This is a genomic window from Lysobacter sp. Root494, from assembly GCF_001427225.1.
Taxonomy (GTDB): domain Bacteria; phylum Pseudomonadota; class Gammaproteobacteria; order Xanthomonadales; family Xanthomonadaceae; genus Agrilutibacter.
Genome location: NZ_LMFH01000007.1, coordinates 277,827 through 301,967 on the forward strand (window position 1 = coordinate 277,827; position 24,141 = coordinate 301,967).

The window sequence follows — 24,141 nt, forward strand, 5'->3', positions numbered from 1 at the left end:
CTACTCCCGCGGCTTCCCCCTCGCGAAGGAGTGCTTCTCATGTCTGATCAAAAACGAAACCGCACCAGGGCCAGTTGGAAGATCGCAGCCCTTGGCACCGCCCTCGGGGCCGCTCTTGCCGGCGGCCTCATCCTGACCAGTGCGCTGGCTGTCCACGGCAGCCCCTTCCCGTTCGAGCTGGACGGCAACGTGACGGATCCTGCCGGCGGCGCCGACGACTGGCAGGGCGTCTTCGAACTCAGCGGCGTCACGCCTCCGTCGACCGGCTCGCCGGTTGCGGGCAACGGCGAAACCTTCGTCCACGACCTGCCCGCCGGCGGCGCGAAAGAAACCCAGTACAACGCCGGCAAGGATTCGCTCGACCTGAGCGGCTGGTCGCGCAAGGACGTGACCAAGGTGACGCCGGACAAGGACAACATCACCGACGCGTTCGCCAAGGTCTACATGGTCGACCACGACAGCAACGCGGCCACGCCGGAGCATCGGGTGATCTACTTCGGCATGGACCGCCTGGCGAACAACGGCGACGCGGCGCTGGGCTTCTGGTTCTTCCGCAACAAGGTCGAACTGACTGGCATCGACGGCTTCAGTCCGAACCACACCGCACGCAACCTGGCGACCGGCCAGCGCGGCGACATCCTCGTCCAGCTGGACGTGATCAATGGCGGCGCGCAAAGCAGGATCGAGGTGTTCGAGTGGGTGGGGAGCGGCGGCGACACCGCCGGTAGCCTGCAACTGCTCCGCGCCCAGCTCTCGAACGGCACTACCGTGTGCACCTCGGACGACGCCGCCTGCGGCACGTCCAATGCGAGCCAGACCGGTTCGTATTGGCCCTACGTGCCGAAGTTCGGCACCAGCGGCCAGTTGCCGGCACAAAGCCTGTTCGAAGGCGGCATCGACATCACCGCGCTGGTGGGCGACGTGTGCTTCAACAGCTTCCTGGCCAACACCCGCACCGCGCATTCGGAAACCGCGGACCTGAAGGATCTCGCCCTCGGTGATTTCAACACCTGCGGCAGCATCGACCTGGTACGCAAGGAATGCCAGGCCGAGGCAGGCGTCAGCCCGCTGTACAACGCCGGCGCAGAGGTCTACCAGACCAAGCACGTGCTCACCATCCGCAACGATGGCCTGGGCGGCAACGTGTTCGACGTCGCGATCCGCGACGACGCGGTCGGCGGCGACAACATCTGCCGGATCGTGGCGATCAGTGGCGGCAGTGGCAACCCGAGTGTTCCGGCGAACGGGCTCTATTTCCCGAACAACACGACGTACATCAAGGTCGCCGATTCGCTGGCGGCTGGCATTGCGAACCAGATGGCGGTGACGCTGGTCTGCACTTCGCCGTCGAACCCGTTCGCGAACTCGGCCTCGATCCGCGCCGGACAGTCGCCGGGTGGCACCAGCCTCACCGACAGTTACGCGGAAGGCTCGTCCGACACCACGCCGCAATGCGTGAAGAACGTTCCGACGGGACTCGAACTGACCAAGTCGTGCCCGAACGCTGTCGTGCTCGATCCGGAGAACGGCTACAAGCCGAAGGTGTGCGTGTCGATCTCGCTGAAGAACACCGGCGAGAGCAAGATCGACGTTTCTTCGCTCAGCGACGCGCGTAACGACGGCAGTTCGGCCAACCTGTTGAGCCAGATCCCCGGTACGACGCACACGATCGATCCGGGCGTGACGGTCAACAACATCACCGACTGCTACACCCCGCTGAAGCCGGACGCCGACCAGACCGATCCGGACAAGGCGCAGTACGGCGACACGGTGAGCGCGTCGGGCTTTGCGCACAGCAACCCGGGCATCAAGGTGGATGCGAGCTCCAAGTCGGCAAGCTGCGACCTGTGCCCGGTCGGAATCAACAACTAGGGCATCGGCGAACGCGTCCGCAAGCAGCATGACGCGAGGACAAGGGGCGGTGCGATCTGCACCGCCCTTTTTCGTGCACGCATTGCGGCGCGCCTGAGCCGCTTCTTAGTTGTCCCCCTTCGCGAAAGGGCCGTCGGTCCGCACGCCAGCGGCATCGCAGGCTAACGCCGCGTCTTCCTGCCACTAGTCTTGCTGGCGATCGCGTAGGTCGCCGATGCGCTGGCCGTATGCACGGCTCCAGCCGCACTGCTGGTGCCCGCACCGATCGTGTAATTGGCCGCGCCCGCAGTGCTCGACGAGACCACCGTGAGCGTAGTCGACGACGAAGTGCCGGGCGAAAGAGTGAGATTCGTGGCACCCAGCACGCCGCTCCAACCGGTGGGCACACTACGCGCAAGCGCAAACGCGGTGGCCGTGCAGCCGCTGCCGTCACGGTTGCTCACGCTCAGGGTGTAACTGGCGGTGCTGCCTGCCGCAAGCGCCGAGGTCGGCCCGGTCAGGACCAATGCCGGCGCGGCACGCACGCATGCGGCAGGCGGAGCGGCCACGGTTACATCCACCACCGCACCATTGGCGTCGGCGGATACCACGGTGAAAGACACGCCCGCGGCGGCATCGCTGTACGTGCGGCCGACACCGAGCGCTCCGTCCCAGATGTCGTACGCGATGGTCGCGTTGCTGCTCGCGGTCATGTCCAGCAGCAGGCTCGTGCCGATGCCACCCGCGGTCAGCGTGCCCGTGCGCACCTGCACGCCCGTCGTGAGGTTGCCCAGGCCCGCCAGCACCGCGTCGAAGCCGATCGGCTGCCGGTATTCGAGGTAGTACCAGGTCTTCTGCCCGCTGGCCGGATCCACGCTCTTGGGGATCTTCAATGCCTTGGCACCGGTGCCCGGCGTCTCGTAGCGCTCGATCGTGTAACGCCCGCTGGCGGTGACCGTCGTGATCGGCGGCGCCCCCGCGGCGTTGAGCCAGCCCAGGCGTTCCTTCTGGAATGCATTGAAATGGCCGTGGCCGCCCATGGTGTCGGCCGTGTCGGTGTAACCGCGCTGCACGCAGGTGTTGCCGAGCGCGCTGACGTCGCAATCGAGGCCGTCGGAATGCTGCAAGCCGAACTGGTGCCCCAGTTCGTGCGAGATCATCTGCTCGGTGAAGCCGGCTACGCCGTTGATGAACACGCGGTGCTCGCCGTTGGGACCGATATCGCCCCCTCCGCCGTTGATGCAGCCGGACGCGGTGGGAAACAGGTAGACGAAGGTGGTGTAGGACGACAGGTTGGCGCCGGCCGCAGCCGCGGCGCGATTGCCCTCGCTCGCTATCTGGCTCCAGGTGCACTGCGTGGTCGACACCGGAATGGTGAACCAGCCGAAGGTGGCACCGCTGAGAAAGGTCTTCTGGTACGAGGCTTCCCAGTAGAAATCGCTGACCTTGCCGAAGACGAGCTGGTTGAGCTCGGCGGGCGTGTTGGAAGGCGCTGCGGTGTCGGTGAAGTTCACCAGGATCACCACGGTCTTTATTTCGCCGGTGGTGGTGGCCGCGCGCGCGGAAGGAGCGGCGACGAGGGAAAGCAGGAGCGCAAGGATGCAGCAGAACGTGGCGCGCAGCGCCATCGCGGGGAAATGCATTGAACTGACCTCGGAAGTGGATTGCTCGGGCCGGCGTCATTGCCGTGCCGGTTCCGCCCCGGGGCGTCGCGGCTCTGGCCGAAGGCCACGCCGACACTTCCGTTTATCGACCAGCGCCGTGCTTCCCCTAAAGCCCAGCGACGGGCGCGATGTTGGGGATTCGGCCGCAGCGTTACCGGTACGTGTTGCCCAGTTCATCCATACGCTGGCTAAAACTTCACCACCCGTGTCCAAAGATGCCTTTATTTTCCCATTCAGAGAAATTCGCCACGCTAAGCTGCGCCCATGCGAAAACAACCCATCCTCCTGTCCTGGAGCGGCGGCAAGGACGCGGCGTGGACTCTTCACACGCTCCGCGACCGCCCTGATGTCGACGTCGTCGGCCTGCTCACCACGGTCACGGAGGGTTTCGAGCGCATCGCGATGCACGGGATCCGTCGCGACATCCTGCTGGCGCAGGCCGGGGCGACCGGATTGCCGTTGATCGAGGTACGCATTCCGCAGCAGTGCGACAACGCGCGCTACGAAGCCGCCTTTGCCGAAGCCCTCGCGCAGGCGCGCGCGCGTTGGCCGGAATTGCAGACGATCGCCTTCGGCGACCTGTTCCTCGAAGACGTGCGCGCGTGGCGCGAAACACTGTGCGCGCGGCTCGGGTGGAATATCGAAACGCCGCTGTTCGGCGCCGACACCGCGAAGCTCGCGCGCGCGATGACTGAAGGCGGACTGCGCGCGACATTGTGCTGCGTCGACACGACGCAGCTGCCCGCGGATTTCAGTGGTCGCGAATTCGATGCGACGTTGCTGGCCGATTTGCCGGCGGGCGTGGATCCATGCGGCGAAGGCGGCGAATTCCACACATGCGTCCATGCCGGGCCGATGTTCGCGCACGCGCTCGTTTTGCAAACCGGCGAACAGGTGCTGCGCGAAGAACGCTTCGCCTACACCGACCTGGAACTGGTCGCGTAGGCAAAGCAGGTGCACTGGTTCAACGCGGCCGCGGCACGCAGTGACGTCCAGCAGGTGTAGTTCGGCCAAGCCGAACGGCGCGCGATGTCGTGTGGGCAACCGTGCCCGCCCGTTAGACTCCGTCGGCCGGCGGCGCGGATGCGGCCTGGCTTCACTCTGGGGAGAGCCGACATGCCAATCCTGGGCCTTGGCCTGCACGTGGTCATTGCGATGTTCTTTGCCATGCACGCGGTGCGCAGCGGGCAGGATCGCTATTGGCTGATGATCCTGTTTGCGTTCCCGGGGCTGGGCAGCCTCGTCTACGCGCTGATGATCTGGTTGCCGGAAATGCGCTACACGCGCCACGGCCACGCGCTGGTGCGCGGCGTGAAGCAGGTGCTCGATCCCACGCGCGAACTGCGCGCCGCGCAGGATGCGTTCGAGATGGCGGCGACGACCGACAACCGGCTTCGTCTTGCCGATGCATTGCTGGGGTCCAATCGCGCCTCCGAGGCGGTACCGCAGTACCAGGCGGCGTTGCAGGGCATCCACAGCGGCGATCCCGACATCCAGGTTCGCCTGGCACGCGCGCTGTTGCAGTCCGGCCACGCGACAGCGGCACGCGAGCTCCTCGACACTGTCATTCGCAAGCGCCCGGACTTCCGCTCGCAGGACGGCCACGTCACCTATGCACGCGCGGTGGCGGCCGAAGGCAACCGCGCCAGGGCGCGCGAGGAATTCGAAACGCTGATCGGCTACGCCAGCGGCTTCGAGGCACACGTGCATTACGCCGAAACACTGCAGGGCTGGGGCGAAACCGACAAGGCGCGCGGCCTGTGCGAACAGGTGCTCTCGCGCGCCAAGCGCATGCCGGGTTATGCGCGCCGCCTCAACAAGCCGGAACTCGACCGGTTGAAACAGCTCTCGACGCAACTGGCCAAGGCGCAACTGACCGGCTGATCGCCGCTAACCGGTGTTCTGGATACCCGCGGCGATCCCGTTCACCGTCGCGATCAAGGATTGCAGCAACTCGTCGTCCTGGCTGCCGCTGGCGCGCCAGCGTGCGAGCAGGTCGACCTGCAACATGCTGATCGGATCGACGTAAGGATTGCGCAGGCGGATCGACTGGCGCAGCCGCGGATCCTCGGCAAGCAGTTCGTGGCGGCGCTTGATCGCGAAGACCGCGTCGCGCGTGCGTTCGAATTCGGCGGTGATGTCCGCGTGGAAGCGCGCATGAAGGTCGCCGGCAAGCAGCGAGTAGCGTTCGAAGATGCCGAGATCCGACTTCGCCAGCACCATCTCGACATCGTCGACCAGCGTGTGGAAGAACGGCCAGTCGCGCGCCATCTCCGCCATCGCATCGTGGCTGTGCTGCTGCAGCGCGCGCTGCAGTGCGCTGCCGACCCCGTACCAGCCGGTGAGGCCGGAGCGATTCTGCGCCCATGCAAAGACCCACGGGATCGCGCGCAATGAAGCGATGCCCGGTGGCCGCGTAACGCCTTCGCCGCCCGCGCGCTTGCTCGGGCGCGAACCGATGCGCAAACGCTCGATCACGTCGATCGGCGTGGCCGCGCGGAAATAGGCGGGGAAATCCGCGTTGGCATGCACCAGCGCGCGGTAGTGCACGCGCGAATCGCGGGCGAGCTCCGACGCGATTGCGCGCCAGCGCTCCTCGCGCGGCTCGGCGACGCGCGGACGCAGGGTGGCGCGCAGCACGGCGCCCGTGGTCTGCTCAAGGTTGCGCAGCGCAATCGCGCGAATGCCGAACTTGCGGTGGATCACCTCGCCCTGCTCGGTCACGCGCAGGTAGCCGTCGACCGAGCCGCGCGGCATCGCGATCACCGCGCGTTCGGTCTTGCCGCCGCCGCGACTGATCGAACCGCCACGGCCGTGGAAGAACGCGATCTGCACGCCACTGTCGCGTGCCAGCTTCGTCAGCGCGACCTGGGTCTGCTGCAACGCCCAGCGCGAAGCGAGCAGGCCGCCATCCTTCGCGCTGTCGGAATAACCGAGCATCACCACCTGGCGATTGCCGCGTGCGGCGAGATGCTCGCGGTACAGCGGGTCGGCGAACAGCGCGCGCAACGTGTCGGCAGCGGCATCGAGATCGTCGACGGTTTCGAACAGCGGCGCGATATCGATGGGAACAATCTGGCTTCCACCCGACTGTTCAACGCAACCGGCAATGCGCGCCAGGGCGAGCACCGACAGCGCGTCGGCGGCACTGCGGCTCATGCTGATGATGTACGGCCCGAACGCGTGTTCGCCGTAACGCGGGCGCAACGTGGCGACGGCGCGGAACACATCGAGCGTCGAACGTGAGGTTTCATTGCCTTCGGACGCAACGGCTTCATCGCCCTGAAGCAGCCGGTGCAGCCGCTGCGTGCGTTCCGCGATGCTGCGCTCCGCCCACACCGGATCTTCGAGCAGCGCCGCAAGCGCGGCATCGTGCGTCGCCGAGTCCTGGCGCAGGTCGAGGCTGGCGAGATGGAAGCCGAAACACTCCGCGCGCCGCTGCAGTCGCCGCACTGCGAAACCGCCCGCGTGTTCGCCGCGATGCTCGCGCAAACTCTGTTCGATCAGCGCAATGTCGGCCTTGAACTCCGCGGCATCGACATAGCCCTCGGGCTGCTCGTGCATCGTCGCGAACAACCGCTCGTAGATGAAGGTGAGCAGCTTGCGATACGGCATGTCCGCGTGGCGCGGCTTGAGCTTGGCCGCGGCCTCCGGCATGTGCTGGCGATAGAACCCGATGCGCGCGAGCAGCGCGTCGGACACGCCGACGCGCGTGATCGACTGGCTCAGTGCTTCGCCCAGGGACAGCAGGTCGCGGCGATACGCCTGCAGCACCAGCGCGCGCTGGCCTGCAAGCGTGGCGGTGATGGTGTCGGCGCCGACATTCGGATTGCCATCCATGTCGCCACCGACCCAGCTGCCGAAACCGAGCATGTGCGGCACCGGCGCTTCGCCGTAGGTTTCGCGCAGGGCGTCTTCGAATACTTCGTAGAACACCGGCAGCACGCGGTACAGCACTTCCGACAGATAGAAGCCGACGTGCTGGAATTCGTCGGCGACGCTCGGCTTGGCGGAAGGTGCTTCCGCGGTCTGCCAGCTGGTGGTGAGCGCGAGGCGGATGCGCTCGCGATCGGCACGGCGTTCGGCGGGCGTGCGGCCGCGGTCGATGTCGGCGACCAGGCAGGTGACGATTTCGCGCTCCTTCTTCAGCAGCGCGCGGCGCACGGCCTCGGTGGGATGCGCGGTGAAGACGGGTTCGACATGCAGGCGCGGCAGCAGCGCGAGCAGTTCGTCGCGGCTCACGCGTTCACGCGCGAGACCGGCGAGCACGTCGTGCAGGCCGCCGGGTTGCGGCGCGCTGCCGCGGCGCTCGTAGTCGCGGCGGCGGCGGATGCGGTGCACGCGTTCGGCGAGGTTGACCGCCTGGAAATACGTGGCGAACGCACGCACCAGGTCGCTGGCGTGTTCAAGCTCGATGCCTTCGAGCAATTCCGCGATTTCCGCCACCGGCGCTCCGCTTTCGCGGCGGCGGATCGCGGCGCGGCGCAGCCGCTCGACTTCGGCCAGGAATTCGGGCGAACGCTGCTCGGCGAGGATGTCGCCGACCAGCGCGCCCAGCATGTTCACGTCTTCGCGCAGCAGCGTGTCGGTGGGCGCGAACTCGATGGTGCGCAGGGGTTCGGACGTCGTCGCGGGCACGGGCAGGTTCATCCCGCGAGTCTAGGACGGGATCGTGTTGCGCGGCAGCATGATTTCGCTTGTAACGAAAATGGCCTGATGACGGAGCGTCATGAGCTCATGGCAGGAACCGTGGACCTGGCGGTGCCCTGCAGGAGCACCATTCCGGCCAGGGCCAGCCTCTGCGCGTGATTTCAAAAGCATGGGGCCCGGTTTTTCCGGAGTGTCGATATCCGGCGTCGTACCGCGTACCGATATCAGTACGCGAATTCGCGGAACACCCGGTCGATGTCGCCGCCCCACTCGTCATGGAACAGCGCGAGCTTGCGTTCCGCCGGCGTCTCGTTGGCTTCGGCGAACTCGATCAGTGGCTCGAGGAAGCGGCTTTCGTCGGTACCGCTGCTGTTGAGGCGCGCGCGGCGCTGCAGGCCGGCGGCCGCGATGCGCAAGGCTTCGAGCGCGAGGTCGCGCACGCTGCCGGCGCGGAACGGCAGCTTCAATGCATGTTTCGGCACGCCATCGCGCAAGGCATTGCGTTCGGCCATGGTGAAGTCGCGGACTAGGTCCCACGCGGCATCCAGCGATGCATCGTCGTAGAGCAGGCCGACCCAGAATGCGGGCAGCGCGCATAACCGGTTCCATGGACCGCCATCGGCGCCGCGCATTTCCAGGTACTTCTTCAGGCGCACTTCCGGGAACGCGGTGGTCATGTGATCCGACCAGTCGCGCAGCGTCGGCAACGCACCGGGCAGCACGTCGAGTTCGCCCTTGAGGAACTTGCGGAACGATTTTCCGCTCGCATCCACGTATTCACCATCGCGGTACGAGAAATACATCGGCACGTCGAGCAGGTAGTCGACGTAGCGTTCAAAGCCGAAGCCGTCTTCGAACACGAAATCGAGCATCCCGGTGCGATCGGGATCGGTATCGGTCCAGATATGTGAGCGGTACGAGAGATAGCCGTTGGGCTTGCCTTCGGTGAATGGCGAATCGGCGAAGAGCGCGGTCGCGATCGGCTGCAGCGCCAGCGAAACGCGGAACTTCTTCACCATGTCGGCTTCGCTGCTGAAGTCGAGGTTGACCTGCACCGTGCAGGTGCGCGTCATCATGTCGAGGCCGAGGTCGCCGCGCCTGGGCATGTAGTCGCGCATGATCTTGTAGCGGCCTTTCGGCATCCATGGCATGTCCTCGCGCTTCCACTTGGGCTGGAAGCCCATGCCGAGAAAACCGAGCTGCAGTTCCTCCGCCACGGTCTTTACTTCGGCGAGATGCGTGTTGGTTTCCCGGCAGGTGTCGTGGATGGTTTCCAGCGGCGCGCCGGACAGTTCGAGCTGCCCGGCCGGTTCCAGCGTGACCGATGCGCCGTCCTTGAGCAGTGCGATCGTGCGGCCATGCTCCTGCACTGGCGTCCAGCCGAAACGGGTGAGTCCCGTGAGCAGCGCCTCGATGCCGCGATCGCCGTCGAAGGTGGGTGGACGCAGGTCGTCGAGGCGGAAACCGAACTTCTCGTGCTCGGTGCCGATGCGCCATTCCGCGCGCGGCTTGCTGCCCGAGGCAAGGTATTCGATCAGCTCGCGCTGGTCGGTGATCGGGGATTCGGCGACGTTGCTCGGGCTCGACATGCAGTGGTCTCGTTGAATCCCGCTTGTGCTGCGGGTGGAGCGGCGGTTCTGAAGCGATTCGGGAATCCGGACGCGATATGGGGCCGGCGCCCACCTACCGCAACACCGAAAGCAGCGGGGCAGCATAGCCCTTCGCCATGACGCGATTGCCTGCCCCGCCGCGCCAGCTGTGTTCCAGTGTTGCGGCGGCCGGCCGCCGCGAACGATGGGGCGTGGCCTGCGATGGTCGCGTGGAGTGCGCTGGCGCTTTTCCGTGTCCGCGGTCCTGGCCGGATCGGGCAGCAATGACGATGACTACGTTTTCACCGCGCGCCGCTTCGTTGCATTGCGCGCCGCTCCCTAGAATCGCCATGCGCCCACCGGCGCTACGGAGACTGCGATGAGACTGCTGATCGTGCTATGCCTCGCCCTGCTGTGCAGTCCCGCCCATGCCCGCGACTTCGCCATAGACCATCTCGAACCCGCGAGCTGGTGGGTCGGGATGAAGCACGATCGCGTCGAACTGATGGTGCACGGGCGCGGTATCAGTGAACTGACGCCGCGCCTGTCGCATCCGGGCGTGTCGATTGCCGGCGTGGAGAAGGGCGAGAACCCGAACTATCTGTTCGTCACGCTCGCCATCGCGCCCGATGCGAAGCCGGCCGCATTCGACATCGAGTTCTACGACGGCACGAAGCGCGTGCTCCGCCATCCCTGGCGCGTGGATGCGCGCGAAGCTGGCTCGGCGCAGCGTCGCGGCTTCGATGCCTCCGATGCGATCTACCTGGTCACGCCCGACCGCTTCGCCAATGCCGATCCGCGCAACGACAGTGCACCGGACATGAGCGAGGCCGCCTATCGCGCGAGTTCCAACGGCCGCCATGGCGGCGACATCGCCGGCATCCGCCGGCACCTGGATTACATCGCGGGCCTGGGTTTCACCCAGCTTTGGCCGACGCCGCTGCTGGAAAACAACCAGCCCGGCTACTCGTACCACGGTTACGCGATCACCGATCTGTACCGCACCGATCCGCGCATGGGCAGCAACGAGGACTATCGCGCGCTATCGAAGGAAGCGCGCGCGCGCGACATCGGCCTGATCATGGACGTGGTGCTCAACCACATCGGTTCGAAGCACTGGTGGATGACCGATCCGCCCGCCCCCGACTGGTTCAACCATCCCGGCAACTACGTCGAAACCAACCACCGCCGCACCACCGTGCAGGATCCGCATGCCGCGCCGGCGGACCGCGCGCTGTTCACCGATGGCTGGTTCGTGACGGCGATGCCCGACCTCAACCAGCGCAACCCGCACCTCGCGCGCTACCTGATCCAGAACACGCTGTGGTGGATCGAATACGCAGGCCTGTCGGGCATCCGCGAGGACACGTTCGGCTATGCGGACACCGACTTCCTCAGCGCATGGGCCAAGGCAGTGCTCGACGAATACCCGGACTTCGCGATGGTCGGCGAGGAATGGAGCCCGAACCCGGCGATCGTCGCGCACTGGCAGCGCGGCAAGACGAATCCCGACGGGCACGTGCCGTATATGCCGAGCATGATGGATTTCCCGCTGCACATCGCGCTGCGCACGGCGTTGACGCAGCCCGAAGGCTGGGACTACGGCTTCGTAGGCTTGTACGAAATGCTGGCCAACGACTTCCTGTATCCGGATGCGGGCCGACTCGTCGTCTTCGCCGAGAACCACGACACGCCGCGTGCGCTGGCGCATTTCGATGGCGACATCAGATTGTGGAAGATGGCGATGGCGTACATCGCAACGGTTCGCGGCACGCCACAGTTCTACTACGGCTCCGAAGTGCTGCTTCGTGGCCCGAAGGAACGCAATGACGGCCTGCTGCGCGCGGACATGCCCGGCGGCTGGGCCGGCGATGCGGCCGACGCATTCACTGCACGCGGACTCACGCCGGAGCAGCGCGACGCGCAGGACTTCGTGCGCGCGCTGTTCAACTGGCGCAAGCGCACGCCGGTGCTGCATGGCGGGAAGCTGCAGCACTTCGCGCCGCAAGATGGCGTGTATGTGTACTTCCGTTACGACGGCACGCCGGACAAGAGCGGGAAGATGGTGATGGTGGCGTTGAACAAGAATGCGGAGACGACATCGTTGCAGCTGGATCGCTTCGCGGATTTCATCGGCACGGGCACGCAGGCGCGTGATGCACTGACTGGCAAGCTGGTGACGCTGGGCGAGAGACTGACACTGCCGGGGAAGTCGGCGACGCTGCTCGAGATCAAGTGACCGCCGGGAGCGTAGCGCCGCGCTGCGCGGTGCGGTTGCCAGGAGCAGCGGAGCAGGCTCCGCTCTGCAAAAAAGCGTCAGCAGGGTTGCTTCGGATCAGAATTCCAGCCAGCGCCCGATCACCGCGCGCGCTTCTTCCACGCCCTGCTTCGACTCGCCCGAGAATGTCTGCACGCTGACGGTATCGCCATAGGCGCGCGACAGTTCCATGCGCACGGCCTGCAGGGTGTTCGCCGCCGCGCCGCGGCTGAGCTTGTCGGCCTTGGTCAGCAGCACGTGCGCGGGAAGCTCGCGGCGTACCGCGTAGCCGAGCATCTGCCGGTCGTAGTCCTTGAGCGGATGGCGGATGTCCATGACCACCACCAGGCCGCGCAGCGCCTGCCGGGTGGCGAAGTAGCTTTCGAGGAAGGCCTGCCAGTGCGCCTGCAGGTCCTGTGGGACCTTGGCGTAACCGTATCCCGGCAGGTCGACCAGGTATTTGTCCCCGGGCGGATTGGTGCCGGTGGGGGTGAAGTCGAAGAACACCAGCTGCTGGGTGCGGCCGGGCGTCTTGGAGACGCGAGCCAGCGCGTTCTGCTGGCAGATCGCATTGAGGGCACTCGACTTGCCGGCATTGGAGCGGCCGGCGAAGGCGACTTCGAACCCGCCGTCGGATGGGAGCTGGCGGGGGTTGTGCGCCGAGAGCAGATATCGGGCGCGGACGAACGGGTTTGGGGTGGTGGCCATGGGTAAAGGATCGCATGCCGCCCGCGATCAGCCCCGAACCGCGGCAACAGCGCTCCCGCGCGTGTGAATGGAGAGCTGGAACGCCGGCATTTTCTGGCGGTCGGCTTCAACCAGCAGGCGGGAAAATGCGCGCCGGACTGGCTTCGCGTTGACCGTCCCGCACTCCGCAACGATAATTTCGCGGTTTCGGCGCCCGCTTCCGGGCGCCCCTCAGAGCACCCCGGAGCCCAGCTCATGCGCCACGCCCGAGTCCTCGGCCTCGTCGGTATCGCTGCTTTCGCAGCTGCCGCCGTCGCCTTCGCCCAAGCCACGGTCACCCCGGTGCCGGACAACGCACCCGTGCAGGCCGCGCCGCTGGTCGAAAAGCCGGCCACGTGGGGCGATGCCAAGGCGGGCGCCGCCAAGGCCGGCACCTGCGCCGCCTGCCACGGCCTCGATGGCAACCCGACCGATCCGCAGTACCCGCGCCTGGCCGGCATGCCGGAGCGGTACGTCGCCCACCAGATCGCCCTGTTCAAGAGCGGCGAGCGCAACACCGGCATGGCCGCGGTGATGAAGCCGTACGCCGATGCGCTGACCGCGCAGGACGCGCGCGACCTGGGCGCCTATTTCGCCACCCAGAAGGCGGGCGCCGGCGTCGCCGACGACAGCGTGATCGCCACTGGCCCGAACAAGGACAAGAAGTTCTTCGAAGTCGGCCAGCAGCTGTTCCACAGCGGCGACAAGGCCCGCGGCATCCCGGCGTGCATGGCGTGCCACGGCCCCGTCGGCGCCGGCAATCCGGGCCCGGCCTATCCGGCCGTGGCCGGCCAGCAGGCCGCCTACGTGCAGCGCCGCCTCGAGGAATACCGCGCCGGCACTACCACGCAGCAGGACCCGCACCTGTTCAACATGATGGCCGCCATCGCCGGCAAGCTGACCGACGAAGAGATCGGCGCGCTTGCCAACTACGTGCAGGGCCTGCACCCGCGCGCCGACGAGGTCGCGGTGGAAGCAGCCCCGGCCCACTGAGCACTGAACCTGCGCACCGGTCGGCGGTCACAGACTGCCGCTGCGTTGTTCAATACGCCGACCGTGCTGTCACGGTCGGCGTTCTTGTTTCCGGCCGGCGCACCGATTTGCTTCGCCACTCTTCGCCTCTTTAGCGAACCCAGACCATGACCCTTCGCCTGAGTTTCCTGCTCGCCCTGCTCCTGCCCTTCAGTGCCTTTGCCGCGACGCCGGCCGCTCCAGTCGAAGGCACTGACTACGAAGTCATCGAGAACGGCGCCCCATACGAACCCATCGCGGGACGCATCGAAGTCGCCGAGGTCTTCGGCTACACCTGCCCGCACTGCGCGCACTTCGAACCGGCGGTGCAGGCGTGGAAGGCGAAGCTGCCCAAGGACGTGACGTTCACGCCGGTCGCGGCGCCCTTCGGCGGTTACTGGATGCCGTACGCGCGCGGCTTCTTCGCGGCGAAGGCGCTGGGCATCGCCGATCGTTCGCATGAAGCCGTCTTCCGCGCGCTGCATGAGGACGGCACGCTGCCGCGCAATCCCACCGATGGCGAGCTGGCTGGCTTCTACGCGCAGTTCGGCGTGCCGCCGGAACGCTTCGTGGCCACTCTCAACAGTCCTGGCGTCGATGCGGCGCTGGAGCGCGCGCGGGCCTTCCTGGAACGCAGTGGCGTGGAAGGCACGCCGACGCTGATCGTCGCCGGCAAGTACCGCGTCATCGCGCCGCAGGCCGATGCCCTGCGCGTCGCCAGCCAGCTGGTCGCGCGCGAGCGCGCCGCGAGGGGCCGCCGCTAGGCGCGCACGCGAGACGCACACGCCCGGCTGAGGCGGCGCTCGTTATCCTTGCCGCCGGCACCCTTTTCCGACACGCGCGGCTTCATGCCGCCGATCCGCTACGTGGAGAAATACATGAACCTGCGCCCGGCCCTGCTGCTGTTCGCCCTGCTTTCGCTAGCCGCCTGCAACCGGCAGGGCGAAGCGCCTGCCGCTCCTTCCGAAACACCGGCCGCCGCTGCTTCCCCCACAGACGCAGCAACCGCACCGGCTGCCGCTACCGAAACCGCGGCGCCTGAAGTCGCGCCCGAACCCACGCCCGCCGCGACCCCGGACACGCCGGTCGGTCCCGCGCCCGTCGCCGGCATCGACTATGTCGAGATCCCGGGCGGCCAGCCCTTCGAACCCACCGCCGGCCGCATCGAAGTCGCGGAAGTCTTCAGCTACACCTGCCCGCACTGCGCGCAGTTCGAGCCGCTCGTCCTCGCCTGGCGCGCACGCCAGCCGGCTGACGTGAAGTTCACCCCGGTCGCGGGCTTCTTCGGCGGCAATCCGGAACCCTTCGCGAAGGCCTTCTATGCCGCCGAAGCCCTTGGCCTGCGCGCGAAAACGCACGAAGCGATGTTCCGCGCGATCCACATCGACCGCTCGCTCGACGCGATGAAGGCGACGCCGGAAGACATCGCGGCGTTCTACGGCAAGTTCGGCGCCGAGCCGAAGCAGTTCGCCAGCGCGATGTCGAGCTTCGCCACCGATGCCAAGGTGAAGCGCGCCAACCAGTTCATCGCAAAGTCCGGCGTCGAAGGCAGCCCGGGCATCGTCGTCGACGGCAAGTATCGCGTCACCGGCAAGACGCTCGAAGACATGCTGCGCATCACCACGCACCTGGTGGCGAAGGAACGCGCGGCGCGCGGCGGCTGAGCCGGTCTGCGCGGCGGTGGTCATGGATAAAGCGACAGGCCACCGCCGGCTGAAACTGCTGAGCGCGAACATCCAGGCCGGCTCCAGCACGCGGCGCTACAGCGATTACGCGACCCGCAGCTGGTCGCACGTGCTGCCGTTGGGCAAGCGGCCGAGCCTGGATGCGATCGCGCAACTCGCCGGCGAGCACGACATCGTCGGCCTCAACGAAAGCGACCCCGGCAGCCTGCGCTCGGGCTTCACCAACCAGACGCACTACCTCGCGCAGCGCGCCGGCTTCCATTACTGGAGCCACCAGCCGAACCGCCGCGTCGGCGGCGTGGCGTCGAGCGCAAACGGCTTGCTGAGCAAGCTCGAACCGGTCGAAGTCATGGATCACTCGCTGCCCGGGCGCATCGCCGGCCGCGGCGTGCTGATGGCCCGTTTCGGTGACGACGAGGATTCGCTCACGATCGCGGTCGCGCATCTTTCGCTGGGCGCGCAGTCGCGCGCCTCGCAGCTCTCCTTCATCGCCGAGCTGCTGCACGACCATCCCTACGCGGTGCTGATGGGCGACTTCAACTGCGACATCGACCGTCCGGAAATGGCGACGCTGTTCCGGCGCACGCGCCTGCAGCCGCCCGCGCACGCGGTACCCACGTTCCCGAGCTGGCGCCCCCAGCGCGCGATCGACCACATCCTGCTCGGCGACGGCCTCGCCCTCGCCTGCGAACGCGCGCGCGCCCTGCCCGCGGCGTTTTCGGATCACCTGGCGTTGTCGCTGGAACTGGATGTGCCGGCGAGCGCGATTCGGAGTTGAGCGCTAACCGCGCTTCAATTCACCGATGCCCTCGACCAGCGCTGCCATGGCATCGCGTTCGGCCAGCGTCAGATGCGGATTCCAGGCATCCATCAGCAGGATGACGCGCGTCTCGCCGCTGCGATTCCATGCCTCGTGCAACCAGGTGTCGTCGAAGGCGACACACTCGCCTTCGCGCCAGGCATGGACCATGTCGCCGACACGCAGCGCGCAATCCTCGGGAACCAGCAAAGGCAGATGCACGACCGAGCGGATGTTGGTCACGCCATGGTGCGGAAGGATATGCGTGCCCGGCGACAGCACCGAGAAGCAGACTTCCGGCGCATGTCCGGCAATGCGCAACAGCGGCAATGATTCCAGGACGCGCGCGGCAACCGGGCAGCGCTGCTGGTTTTCCGCATACGCACGCCCGTGGCGATAGAAGAAGAACGCATCCCAATGCGGCGCGGCATCACCGGCGCTTTGCAGGTACTCGCTCAGGTCGCCCTGTTCCGGCGCATCGAGGAACGGCGTCAGTACGCCCGGCTCGGCAAGCACCGCGAACGCCTCGTCGCGGATGGCGCGCCATTCGGACTCCAGTGCTTCGATCCATTCGAAGTCGGCGCGCTTGAAGTAGGGCGCCGACGGTATGTCCGGAAAGAAAAGAAACCTGGGCCGCTGCGACGCGTTTTCCGGCACGACCTCCTCAAGCGAGAAGTAGCCGCGCAAGGAGCGCTCCACGCGCTTCATTTCCTCGCGCCCGTGGCGCGCAACCAGCGGTTCCATCAGGTTCGCCATCAACTCCGGCCGTGCGGCACGGACAAATTCCGCGGCGTGCGCCACCTGCGCTCGAAGCCTTGGCGGCGTGCTGGCTTCGTCCAGCCACTTTTCCTCGAGCTGCGCCCGCGTCAGTGCGCGAAAGTACGATCGCATCGCGCCTTTGCGGTCGCGCGCCTGCTCCAGCAAGCGCCCCAGCTGCAGGTGCGCGAGATACATCCCGGGCGCCAGGCTGACGGCGAACTCGAGGGCCTGTCGCGCTTCGTCCGGGTATCCCGCCGCTTCCGCGGCCACCGCGAGCTGGCGCAACAACGACGCATTGTCCGGCTCGGCCCGGCAGGCCTGCTGGAGGTGGGCGACCCCTTCCGCTGCGCGTCCCTGCAGCAGTGCTTCGCGGGCAAGGAATATCCTCGCCTCGACTACTTCTCCGCCGCCTAATAGCTGCCGGTAGGCAACCGTTGCACGCGGATCACCCGCCTGCGCCCATGCGCGCGCCTGCAGCAACGTGGGCATGCTCATGCGCCGCCGCCGGCCGGTTTGCGCGCTTCGACGAACAGCGAGTAGTGGCGCCCGCCATGATGAGCAGCGGCCACCTCACTGTTTTCGTCCACGCGCAGTTCCGGATGTTCGCTGGCATTGAACGCGGAGCGCTGGATGTCAACGAAACCGGCGCGCTCCATCGCCCGCGACAAGGTCTCGAAGTCGTAACCGAACTTGTGCGCCTGGAACAGCCAGGCCGGATCCGGGCCGGCACCCGCGTAGGCCAGGAAATTCTCGAGCCGGGTCGTCCGCCCGTCGCCTGCACCCCAGTGCTGCCGTCGCTCGGCAAAAAACTGCGCATCATCGTTCTCGTAGGCCTCGATGTACTGCGCGATGTCGGGAACGATGATGCGAACCACGCCACCTGGCTCCAGCACGCGGAAGATCTCGCCGAGGAAGGGCATCACGTCGTTGGGATAGAACAGGTGCTCCAGCAGGTGCGACAGGAACACCAGCCGCACGCTGCCTCCGGGGAATGGCAGTCCCCACAGCACGTTGGTGGCCAGTGGCGCCGGATGCACGTCGAGGTTGATCCAGCCTTCGAGCAGGCATGGACCGCAACCAACATGCAGTTTCAGCCCGTGCGCGAGTTCGGATACACCCAGTCGTTGAAGCTGGCCCTGCAGGTAGGGGCGCCGCTGTGCCGCGAGCTCGGCCCGCAATGACGCCGCTGCCGTCTGCAGCGCCCTCAACCGCGGCTCCAGTCCCGCTCCACCGTTCTGTCGCAGAGCGACTTCGGCATAGGGTCCGAAACCGGCTATGTCGCAGCCCAGTGCGTACACCGTTTGCGCGAGGGCGGAGAGATGTTCGCGACAGTGGCGATGCGCAGCGTCGACGTCGTCCGTGCGATCGATAGTCGTCACTTCCCGCAATGCGCCCGTCTGGCGAAGGTAGGTTGCGGCGCGTGCGGCAAAGTCACGCGACCCTTCCGGAAGTGAAGCCAGCGCCGTGTCCATCGTCGTGGGTTGCGCGAACTGCGCAAGCCAGCCGATCAGTGCAGGCCGGTCCGTCACGAATGGCGGCGTCGAAGACGCGGTGTGGATCAGCATGCGCCCATCGTGGAAGCGCAGCACCGCTTCGGGAGAAAACACCAGGCGCACGTCGCCGGAGAGCACGGAGTCCACGGTCAGAACAGGAAATAGGTGGAAAGGATGTATTTGTCGTTGCCCACGGGCGCGCGCCCGGCATGCTGGAACATCCAGTAAGGCGGAAACATCAGCAGCCTCCCTGCCTTTGGCTTCACTTCGATCCCCAGGTCGACGAACGCGGTCTCTCCACCTTCCGCTACGTCGTTGAGATACCAGAGGAACACCAGGTAACGATTGCTGACTTCACCCACCGAGTCGAAGTGCGGCTGGAAGCGTTCCGCGCCGCCGGGGTGGTAGCGCTTGATGATCAGCTCGCTCGTCCGCTGCGTGGCGGGGACGGGAAGCGTCAGGCCAATCGCCTCCACGTAACGCGCCAGGTGCGCATGCATGTTCGCGAGGAGCATCGCACGGAAGGTCGCGTCGGACAGTGCGCTGATGTCGAGCTCGGTCCAGCGGCTGTCGTCCAGGCCGCCGCGGACACCTTCCCCGTTCTGACGATGAAACCTCGACAACGCATTGAACGATTCGACCATGCGCTGACACAACGGCGCGGCCAGTGCATCGTCGTATACCTGCACGAAGCGGTTAAGGGTCGTGTCGGCAGTCGGCACGGCAACTCCGGCGGAAAGACAGGGCGGGCCAGGTCGGGCCCAAAGGCCACGTTCGTCATGCATCATAATCCGCATGTCCACGAGCCACGACAGCTCCGCCATGCCTTCGCTCGCCGACGCTCTGACGCTTCTGCGCCGCGGCGAGCACGTAGCGGCGGAGGAGTACGCGCTCCGCGCGCTCCGCGTTCGTCCGAATGACGCGGGCTGGCTGGCGATTCGCGCGCTTTCGCTGAGCGGCGCCGGCCGCGCGAGCGAGGCATTGCCCTTGTACCAGCGCCTGGTCGAACTCCAGCCAGGGGAACGCACGCACTGGTCCAACCTCGGCAATTGCCTGTGCGAACTCGATCGCGAGCCCGAAGCACTCGAGCCCCTGCAGCGCGCGCTGGAACTGGGCGCCGACGATGCGGCCACGCACTTCGCAATGGCGCGCGCACGCCGGGCGACAGGCAATCCGAAGCTCGCGCTCGCACACATCGAGCGGGCGCTGGGTTTCGAGCCGGCTGAACCCGAGTTTCGCCTGCTCCGCGCGGAGCTGTTGGGCGACATCGACGAATGGGACGGCGCGAAGTCCGAAGCCGCCGCGCTGCTGCAACAGGGCGTCGACGTCGGGCAACGCATCGAAATCGGTTACCTGCTCCTGCGTGGTGGCGGCCTTGCCGAGGCGCAGCGCGTGTTCGAAGCCATCCTTGCCGGTGACTCCCGGCAACCGGATGCACTGATCGGCTCGGTGCTCACGCTGGAACGCCTCAATCGCCTGCAGGCCGCGTCTTCGGCGCGAGCGGCATTGGAAGAGCAACTCGACGCCGCAACGCGGGAGCGCCTGCACGACAAGCTGCTGCAACTGGATGCGCGGATGGCCGCCCGGAACGGCGATCACGCAGCGGCGTGCAGCCGGCTTGAAGCACTGCTCGCGATTCCCGTGCTCGATCCGACGACACGAATCAGCTTCGCGTTCGACCTGGGCGCTGCACGCCTGAAATGCGGACAGGTCGATGCGGCCATGACGGCGTTTTCGCAGGCGCATGCGCTGCGCTACGAACAGGTGACGGCGGTGCATCCCGCGTTGGCGATAGGCGACGGCCTCTACGACGTGATCGAAGAACCGCTGCCGGATCCCGCGCCCGCGTCGCTGCAGTTCCGGGACCAGCGCCGCGATCCCGTGTTCGTTGTCGGCTTTCCGCGTTCGGGCACGACCTTGCTGGAGCAGCTTCTCGATGCCCATCCGGACCTCGCTTCGTTCGATGAGCAACCCTTCGTGCAGCGACTGGCCAAGCAGTTGTACGCGCGCGGAGACACCATCCAGGCGGCGCTGCGAACGCTGGACACGAACGCCCGCCAACGTCTTCGCGACAGTTACTTTGCCGCCGTCGATGCGGTACTCCCGGGACCGGCAACTGATGCAGTCCGGCCGGTCGACAAGAATCCGCTCAACCTCCTGCGGCTGCCGCTGCTGCCGCATGTGTTCCCCGATGCACGGGTCATCCTCACCGTGCGCCATCCCTGCGATGTGGTGCTGAGCTGCTACATGCAGCACTTCGGCGCCCCTGCGTTTGCGGTCACGTTCCGCACGCTCGAGTCGTGTGCCGAGATGTACGACCGCACCTTCACGCACTGGCTGCGCCTTCGCGAATCATTGGCATTGCCCGTGCACGTGCTGCGCTACGAAAAGCTGGTGAACGCGACCGAATCGGAAACGCGTCGCCTGTTTTCCTTCCTTGAACTGCCCTGGGACGATGCGCTGATGCGCTTCACCGAACGTGCCCGCGACCGTGTCATCGGCACGCCGAGCTATGCGCAGGTGATCGAACCCGTGAACCCGGGGGCGATCGGGCGCTGGGCGGGGTTCCGCCATCACTTCAGCGAGCACACGCTGGGGTTGCTGCGTCCGTGGGTTGAACACTTCGGCTATCCCGACGTGTAAGGGAACACTCCCAGCGATGCCCATCAAGCAAAAGGCCGCGCAGCGTGCGCTGCGCGGCCTTGCTGCTTCCGGTAACGATTACTTGAAGTTGACGGTCACGTTTGCCCAGTAGTAACGGCCTATCGTGTCGAACGTCTGCGGGTCGGTATTACCGTCCGCTGTGTTGTTCTGGTACATGATCGGCGGCTGCTTGTCGAAGGCATTGTCGATGCCGACACGGACTTGCATGTTCCAGGGCAACTTATAACCCACCTCGATGTTGTGGTACGTCTGCGCACCGAAGGTGAGCAGGCAGCCCTCGCTACCCGGCGGCAGCACGCGGTCGGCGCAGGGCACAGTGTCCACACCCGGCTTGGAGCCGACCTTGAAGCCATGGACGTAACGGCTCGTCCACTGCGCATCCCAGTTGCCCACGCTCCAGCCCAGCACGCCGATACCACGCCAGCGGCTGTAGTTGCCCAGGCCGCCATTGGCCGAACCCAGATAGGTGCCGGCGTTGTGCTGCTGCGCGGTGACTACGCCGTTGAAGATCGTCTTCACGTCGTACTGGGCCACATACGTGGTGTCCAGGCTGGCGCGAATGCGGCCCCACGGGGTCTCGGTGCGGTAGCGGAAGCCGATGTCGATGCCCTTGGTGTCGGTCTCGCCCACGTTATCCACCCGGTCGAACAGGCGAACCGGATCGCCCGAGTCGGGATCACGCGCGAACAGGGCGCAGAACGGCGACGGATTCGCCAGGGTGCTGTTGAAGCACTGGTTGAGGATCGTGAAGGTGCCGAAGCTGCCGATCGTGTCGTCCAGGTGCACCTTCCACGCATCGATCGTGGTCGAGAAGCCCGGCAACCATTCCGGCTCGTACACCGCACCGATGGTGAAGACGCTGCCTTCTTCCGGCTTCAGATCTGGATTGCCGCCGACGAAGGCCGACAGCTGCGTGTCCGGAGCGTGGTAGCTCCCATCGTTGGGCACGCCCAGGCAAGCCGGGTTTCCGTTCAGCGGACCTGTATAGCCCACGCACGGATCGGTGTAGCCCGCCGAGAAGGCAAACAGGCCGCCATAGAGGTCGGTGACGGTCGGGGCGCGGAATACCTGCGCGTAGGTGCTGCGCAACAGCAGCCCGTCGATCGGGCGCCATTCCACGCCCAGCTTGCTGTTGGTGGTATTGCCGAAGCTGTTGTAGCGGGAGTACCGGGTGCCAAGGGTCAGGTTGAGCGACTTGGCAAACGGCACGTCGGCTAGCACCGGGATCAGCAGTTCGCCGTAGAACTCCTTGGTCTCGGTGAAGCCGGAGGTACGCGACGCGCACGCCTCACTGGAAATCTCGCAGGTGAAATCCGCATCGGGGTTCAGCGTCGAGAGCGAGTCCGGGGTGAAGTTGAGGCTCACCTTACGGTACTCCAGGCCCACCGCCGCCTGCACCATGCCGGCGGGCAGCTCGAACAGGTCGCCGGCGAAGTTGGCCTGGAAGCCACGCAGCACCTGCACCTTGTGTGTATTCGAATTGACCGTGATGGCCGCCAGGGCATCCTTGGCCGCCTGACCTTCCGGCGTGCTCAGGTCATACGGGACGCCGAAGAAGTTCAGCGGTACGCAGTTCGGGATAATTTCGGTTGGCGTGCCACAACGTGCCACACCGCCGGCATCGATGAACGATGGGCCCAGGCCGTCCTGCAACTTGGACGACTGCATGTAGCCGCTGGTGGTGAGGTCCTGGGTGATACGGCCATAGCTGGCACCGATGTCCCACGACCAGGAGCTGTCGCCAAAATTACCCTTGAGGCCGCCGTTGAACTGGCTGGTCTCCGTCTCGAACGAGAAGCGGCGATTGCCCAGGTCGGACACGCGCAGACGGCTGTCGATGATGTCGACGCCGAACGGGTTGTAGATGTTGTCGGCGGAAATGACGACGCTGTCGTTGCCCGGCCGGCCATCGAACGGCAGCGGTGCGATCTGGCTGGCCGATGAGGTGCGATTGACGAACGCGTCGAGGTACGCGCTCACGCCCTCGGTGACGTCGTAGTTGCCGGTGACGAATACGCCCGCGCGTTCCTGCGGGGTCAGCTCGACATTGCCGACGGCCTGGTAGTTGAAGAGGTCGGCGTTGGTGAAGCAGCGGAAATCGCCAACGCTCGTGCCCGGCGTACCCGCGATGTGGGTCAGGCCGGCCGTGTCGCCCAGGTCACCGTCGCCGTTGCAGTCCAGTCCAGCGATGCTTTCCGGCACCGCGTAGCGGCCCGTCGTCGTGCGCGAGGAACCCCCGACCACGACCGCGCCTGCGTACAGCGTCAGCGCATTCTTGGAGAAGTCGCGATCGGCCGCGCTGACTTCCTTCTGGTTGTGATAGTTGACACCAAGAATGAAGCTGCCGCGATCACCGCTCAGGCCCAACGTACCGCTGACGCCGTAGCGCTCGCCGTCGTTCTGGTCGCTGATGCCGTAGTCGACGCTCACCTGCGAACCTTCGAAGTTCTTGCGCAGGATGAAGTTGACTACGCCGCCGACGGCGTCGGAGCCATAGATCGCCGATGCGCCGTCCTTGAGGATTTCCACGCGCTCGACCATCGACATCGGGATCGAGTTGACATCGTTGGTGACGATGCGGCGGCCGTTGATCAGGATCAGTGTCCGCACTTCAGTCAGGCCGCGCAGCGAGATGGTCGCTGCGCCGGTGCCGCTGGGGTTCGGGCCGCCGGGACCGCTGCCGCCATTGTTGACCGACGGATTGGTCGCGGCGCCCGCCATCGACGGTACCGACTGGATAAAGGCACCGATGGTCTGGGCACCGGTCGCGTCGATCGCCTGGCGATCGATCTGGAATACCGGGCTGGCCGTTTCGATGTCGGTTCGCTTGATGCGCGAGCCGGTGACCGTGATGGCGTCAAGAGTGGTAGGAGCGGAAGTGGACGGCGTTTGTGCCGGGGCAGGGTCCTGCGCGGCGGCCAAGCCGGGGACACTGATCAGCAGCGAAAGCTGGATGGCTTTCGCAAGAGGTTGGTAGCGCAGCGCTTTCATTT

The 24,141-nt window shown here is 66.2% G+C and carries 17 protein-coding genes; 9 read left to right on the forward strand and 8 right to left on the reverse strand.

Annotated elements, in window-relative coordinates:
* Nucleotides 1-39 precede the first annotated feature (39 nt).
* The gene (locus ASD14_RS12565; protein WP_056134269.1) at nt 40-1,872 is read left to right on the forward strand and encodes a hypothetical protein; all 1,833 of its coding nucleotides are present in this window, start codon (nt 40-42) and stop codon (nt 1,870-1,872) included.
* Between the two features lie 161 nt (nt 1,873-2,033).
* On the opposite strand, the gene ASD14_RS12570 is transcribed toward ASD14_RS12565, so the two are convergent.
* Nucleotides 2,034-3,494 carry an NEW3 domain-containing protein gene (locus ASD14_RS12570; protein ID WP_157475365.1) on the reverse strand — a complete coding sequence of 487 codons (1,461 nt, stop codon included), beginning with the start codon at nt 3,492-3,494 and terminating at the stop codon, nt 2,034-2,036.
* Between the two features lie 285 nt (nt 3,495-3,779).
* Between ASD14_RS12570 and ASD14_RS12575 the strand changes: the two genes are divergently transcribed.
* A complete protein-coding gene (locus tag ASD14_RS12575; protein WP_056134276.1) occupies nt 3,780-4,460 on the forward strand; it encodes an ATP-binding protein in 681 nt (226 codons plus the stop codon).
* Nucleotides 4,461-4,631: 171 nt separating this feature from the next.
* Nucleotides 4,632-5,399 (forward strand): tetratricopeptide repeat protein, encoded by a 768-nt coding sequence (locus ASD14_RS12580; protein WP_056134279.1) that lies wholly within the window; start codon nt 4,632-4,634, stop codon nt 5,397-5,399.
* 6 nt (nt 5,400-5,405) lie between these two features.
* Here ASD14_RS12580 and ppc read toward each other — a convergent pair whose 3' ends face one another.
* On the reverse strand, nt 5,406-8,165 hold the full coding sequence (ppc, locus tag ASD14_RS12585; protein WP_056134282.1) for a phosphoenolpyruvate carboxylase: 2,760 nt from the start codon (nt 8,163-8,165) through the stop codon (nt 5,406-5,408).
* 224 nt (nt 8,166-8,389) lie between these two features.
* Nucleotides 8,390-9,754 (reverse strand): glutamate--cysteine ligase, encoded by a 1,365-nt coding sequence (locus ASD14_RS12590; RefSeq protein WP_056134285.1) that lies wholly within the window; start codon nt 9,752-9,754, stop codon nt 8,390-8,392.
* A gap of 379 nt (nt 9,755-10,133) precedes the next feature.
* Here ASD14_RS12590 and ASD14_RS12595 point away from each other — a divergent pair, with 379 nt between their 5' ends.
* Complete coding sequence (locus tag ASD14_RS12595) at nt 10,134-11,993, forward strand: glycoside hydrolase family 13 protein (protein ID WP_056134289.1); 1,860 nt, start codon at nt 10,134-10,136, stop codon at nt 11,991-11,993.
* A 96-nt stretch (nt 11,994-12,089) separates the two neighbouring features.
* Here ASD14_RS12595 and yihA read toward each other — a convergent pair whose 3' ends face one another.
* Entirely contained in the window at nt 12,090-12,719 is a 630-nt protein-coding gene (gene yihA / locus ASD14_RS12600) for a ribosome biogenesis GTP-binding protein YihA/YsxC (protein WP_056134292.1), read from the reverse strand.
* 234 nt (nt 12,720-12,953) lie between these two features.
* Between yihA and ASD14_RS12605 the strand changes: the two genes are divergently transcribed.
* The 4 genes from ASD14_RS12605 to ASD14_RS12620 all read left to right on the forward strand — a co-directional run bounded on the left by ASD14_RS12605 (nt 12,954) and on the right by ASD14_RS12620 (nt 16,211).
* On the forward strand, nt 12,954-13,730 hold the full coding sequence (locus ASD14_RS12605) for a c-type cytochrome (protein WP_056134295.1): 777 nt from the start codon (nt 12,954-12,956) through the stop codon (nt 13,728-13,730).
* 146 nt (nt 13,731-13,876) lie between these two features.
* Nucleotides 13,877-14,512 carry a thiol:disulfide interchange protein DsbA/DsbL gene (locus ASD14_RS12610; RefSeq protein ID WP_056134299.1) on the forward strand — a complete coding sequence of 212 codons (636 nt, stop codon included), beginning with the start codon at nt 13,877-13,879 and terminating at the stop codon, nt 14,510-14,512.
* A gap of 114 nt (nt 14,513-14,626) precedes the next feature.
* A complete protein-coding gene (locus ASD14_RS12615) occupies nt 14,627-15,412 on the forward strand; it encodes a thiol:disulfide interchange protein DsbA/DsbL (RefSeq protein WP_056134491.1) in 786 nt (261 codons plus the stop codon).
* A gap of 55 nt (nt 15,413-15,467) precedes the next feature.
* Entirely contained in the window at nt 15,468-16,211 is a 744-nt protein-coding gene (locus ASD14_RS12620) for an endonuclease/exonuclease/phosphatase family protein (RefSeq protein ID WP_200947068.1), read from the forward strand.
* A gap of 3 nt (nt 16,212-16,214) precedes the next feature.
* Here the strand turns inward: ASD14_RS12620 and ASD14_RS12625 are convergent, their stop codons facing one another.
* From ASD14_RS12625 to ASD14_RS12635, 3 genes are read right to left on the reverse strand one after another with little or no spacing between them, the layout of a single operon-like run.
* Complete coding sequence (locus ASD14_RS12625; RefSeq protein WP_056134304.1) at nt 16,215-17,486, reverse strand: aspartyl/asparaginyl beta-hydroxylase domain-containing protein; 1,272 nt, start codon at nt 17,484-17,486, stop codon at nt 16,215-16,217.
* Nucleotides 17,483-18,631, reverse strand: a complete 1,149-nt coding sequence (locus tag ASD14_RS12630) for a methyltransferase domain-containing protein (protein ID WP_056134307.1) — start codon at nt 18,629-18,631, stop codon at nt 17,483-17,485. The genes ASD14_RS12625 and ASD14_RS12630 overlap by 4 nt, the downstream gene beginning before the upstream one ends.
* A gap of 2 nt (nt 18,632-18,633) precedes the next feature.
* Nucleotides 18,634-19,206 (reverse strand): 2OG-Fe(II) oxygenase, encoded by a 573-nt coding sequence (locus tag ASD14_RS12635; RefSeq protein ID WP_056134311.1) that lies wholly within the window; start codon nt 19,204-19,206, stop codon nt 18,634-18,636.
* A 73-nt stretch (nt 19,207-19,279) separates the two neighbouring features.
* Between ASD14_RS12635 and ASD14_RS12640 the strand changes: the two genes are divergently transcribed.
* Entirely contained in the window at nt 19,280-21,127 is a 1,848-nt protein-coding gene (locus tag ASD14_RS12640; RefSeq protein ID WP_056134315.1) for a sulfotransferase, read from the forward strand.
* A gap of 78 nt (nt 21,128-21,205) precedes the next feature.
* On the opposite strand, the gene ASD14_RS12645 is transcribed toward ASD14_RS12640, so the two are convergent.
* Nucleotides 21,206-24,139: a TonB-dependent receptor gene (locus ASD14_RS12645; RefSeq protein ID WP_056134318.1), complete on the reverse strand. Its 2,934-nt coding sequence runs from the start codon at nt 24,137-24,139 to the stop codon at nt 21,206-21,208.
* Between the last annotated feature and the right edge of the window lie 2 nt (nt 24,140-24,141).

Bases quoted from the DNA above. Each gene is read 5' to 3' on its own strand.
- ASD14_RS12595 (WP_056134289.1), top strand. From the start codon at position 10,134: ATGAGACTGCTGATCGTGCTATGCCTCGCCCTGCTGTGCAGTCCCGCC.
- ASD14_RS12570 (WP_157475365.1), bottom strand. From the start codon at position 3,494: ATGCATTTCCCCGCGATGGCGCTGCGCGCCACGTTCTGCTGCATCCTT.
- ASD14_RS12590 (WP_056134285.1), bottom strand. From the start codon at position 9,754: ATGTCGAGCCCGAGCAACGTCGCCGAATCCCCGATCACCGACCAGCGC.
- ASD14_RS12575 (WP_056134276.1), top strand. From the start codon at position 3,780: ATGCGAAAACAACCCATCCTCCTGTCCTGGAGCGGCGGCAAGGACGCG.
- yihA (WP_056134292.1), bottom strand. From the start codon at position 12,719: ATGGCCACCACCCCAAACCCGTTCGTCCGCGCCCGATATCTGCTCTCG.
- ASD14_RS12625 (WP_056134304.1), bottom strand. From the start codon at position 17,486: ATGAGCATGCCCACGTTGCTGCAGGCGCGCGCATGGGCGCAGGCGGGT.
- ASD14_RS12565 (WP_056134269.1), top strand. From the start codon at position 40: ATGTCTGATCAAAAACGAAACCGCACCAGGGCCAGTTGGAAGATCGCA.
- ASD14_RS12615 (WP_056134491.1), top strand. From the start codon at position 14,627: ATGAACCTGCGCCCGGCCCTGCTGCTGTTCGCCCTGCTTTCGCTAGCC.
- ASD14_RS12610 (WP_056134299.1), top strand. From the start codon at position 13,877: ATGACCCTTCGCCTGAGTTTCCTGCTCGCCCTGCTCCTGCCCTTCAGT.
- ASD14_RS12580 (WP_056134279.1), top strand. From the start codon at position 4,632: ATGCCAATCCTGGGCCTTGGCCTGCACGTGGTCATTGCGATGTTCTTT.
- ASD14_RS12645 (WP_056134318.1), bottom strand. From the start codon at position 24,139: ATGAAAGCGCTGCGCTACCAACCTCTTGCGAAAGCCATCCAGCTTTCG.
- ASD14_RS12605 (WP_056134295.1), top strand. From the start codon at position 12,954: ATGCGCCACGCCCGAGTCCTCGGCCTCGTCGGTATCGCTGCTTTCGCA.
- ASD14_RS12640 (WP_056134315.1), top strand. From the start codon at position 19,280: ATGTCCACGAGCCACGACAGCTCCGCCATGCCTTCGCTCGCCGACGCT.
- ppc (WP_056134282.1), bottom strand. From the start codon at position 8,165: ATGAACCTGCCCGTGCCCGCGACGACGTCCGAACCCCTGCGCACCATC.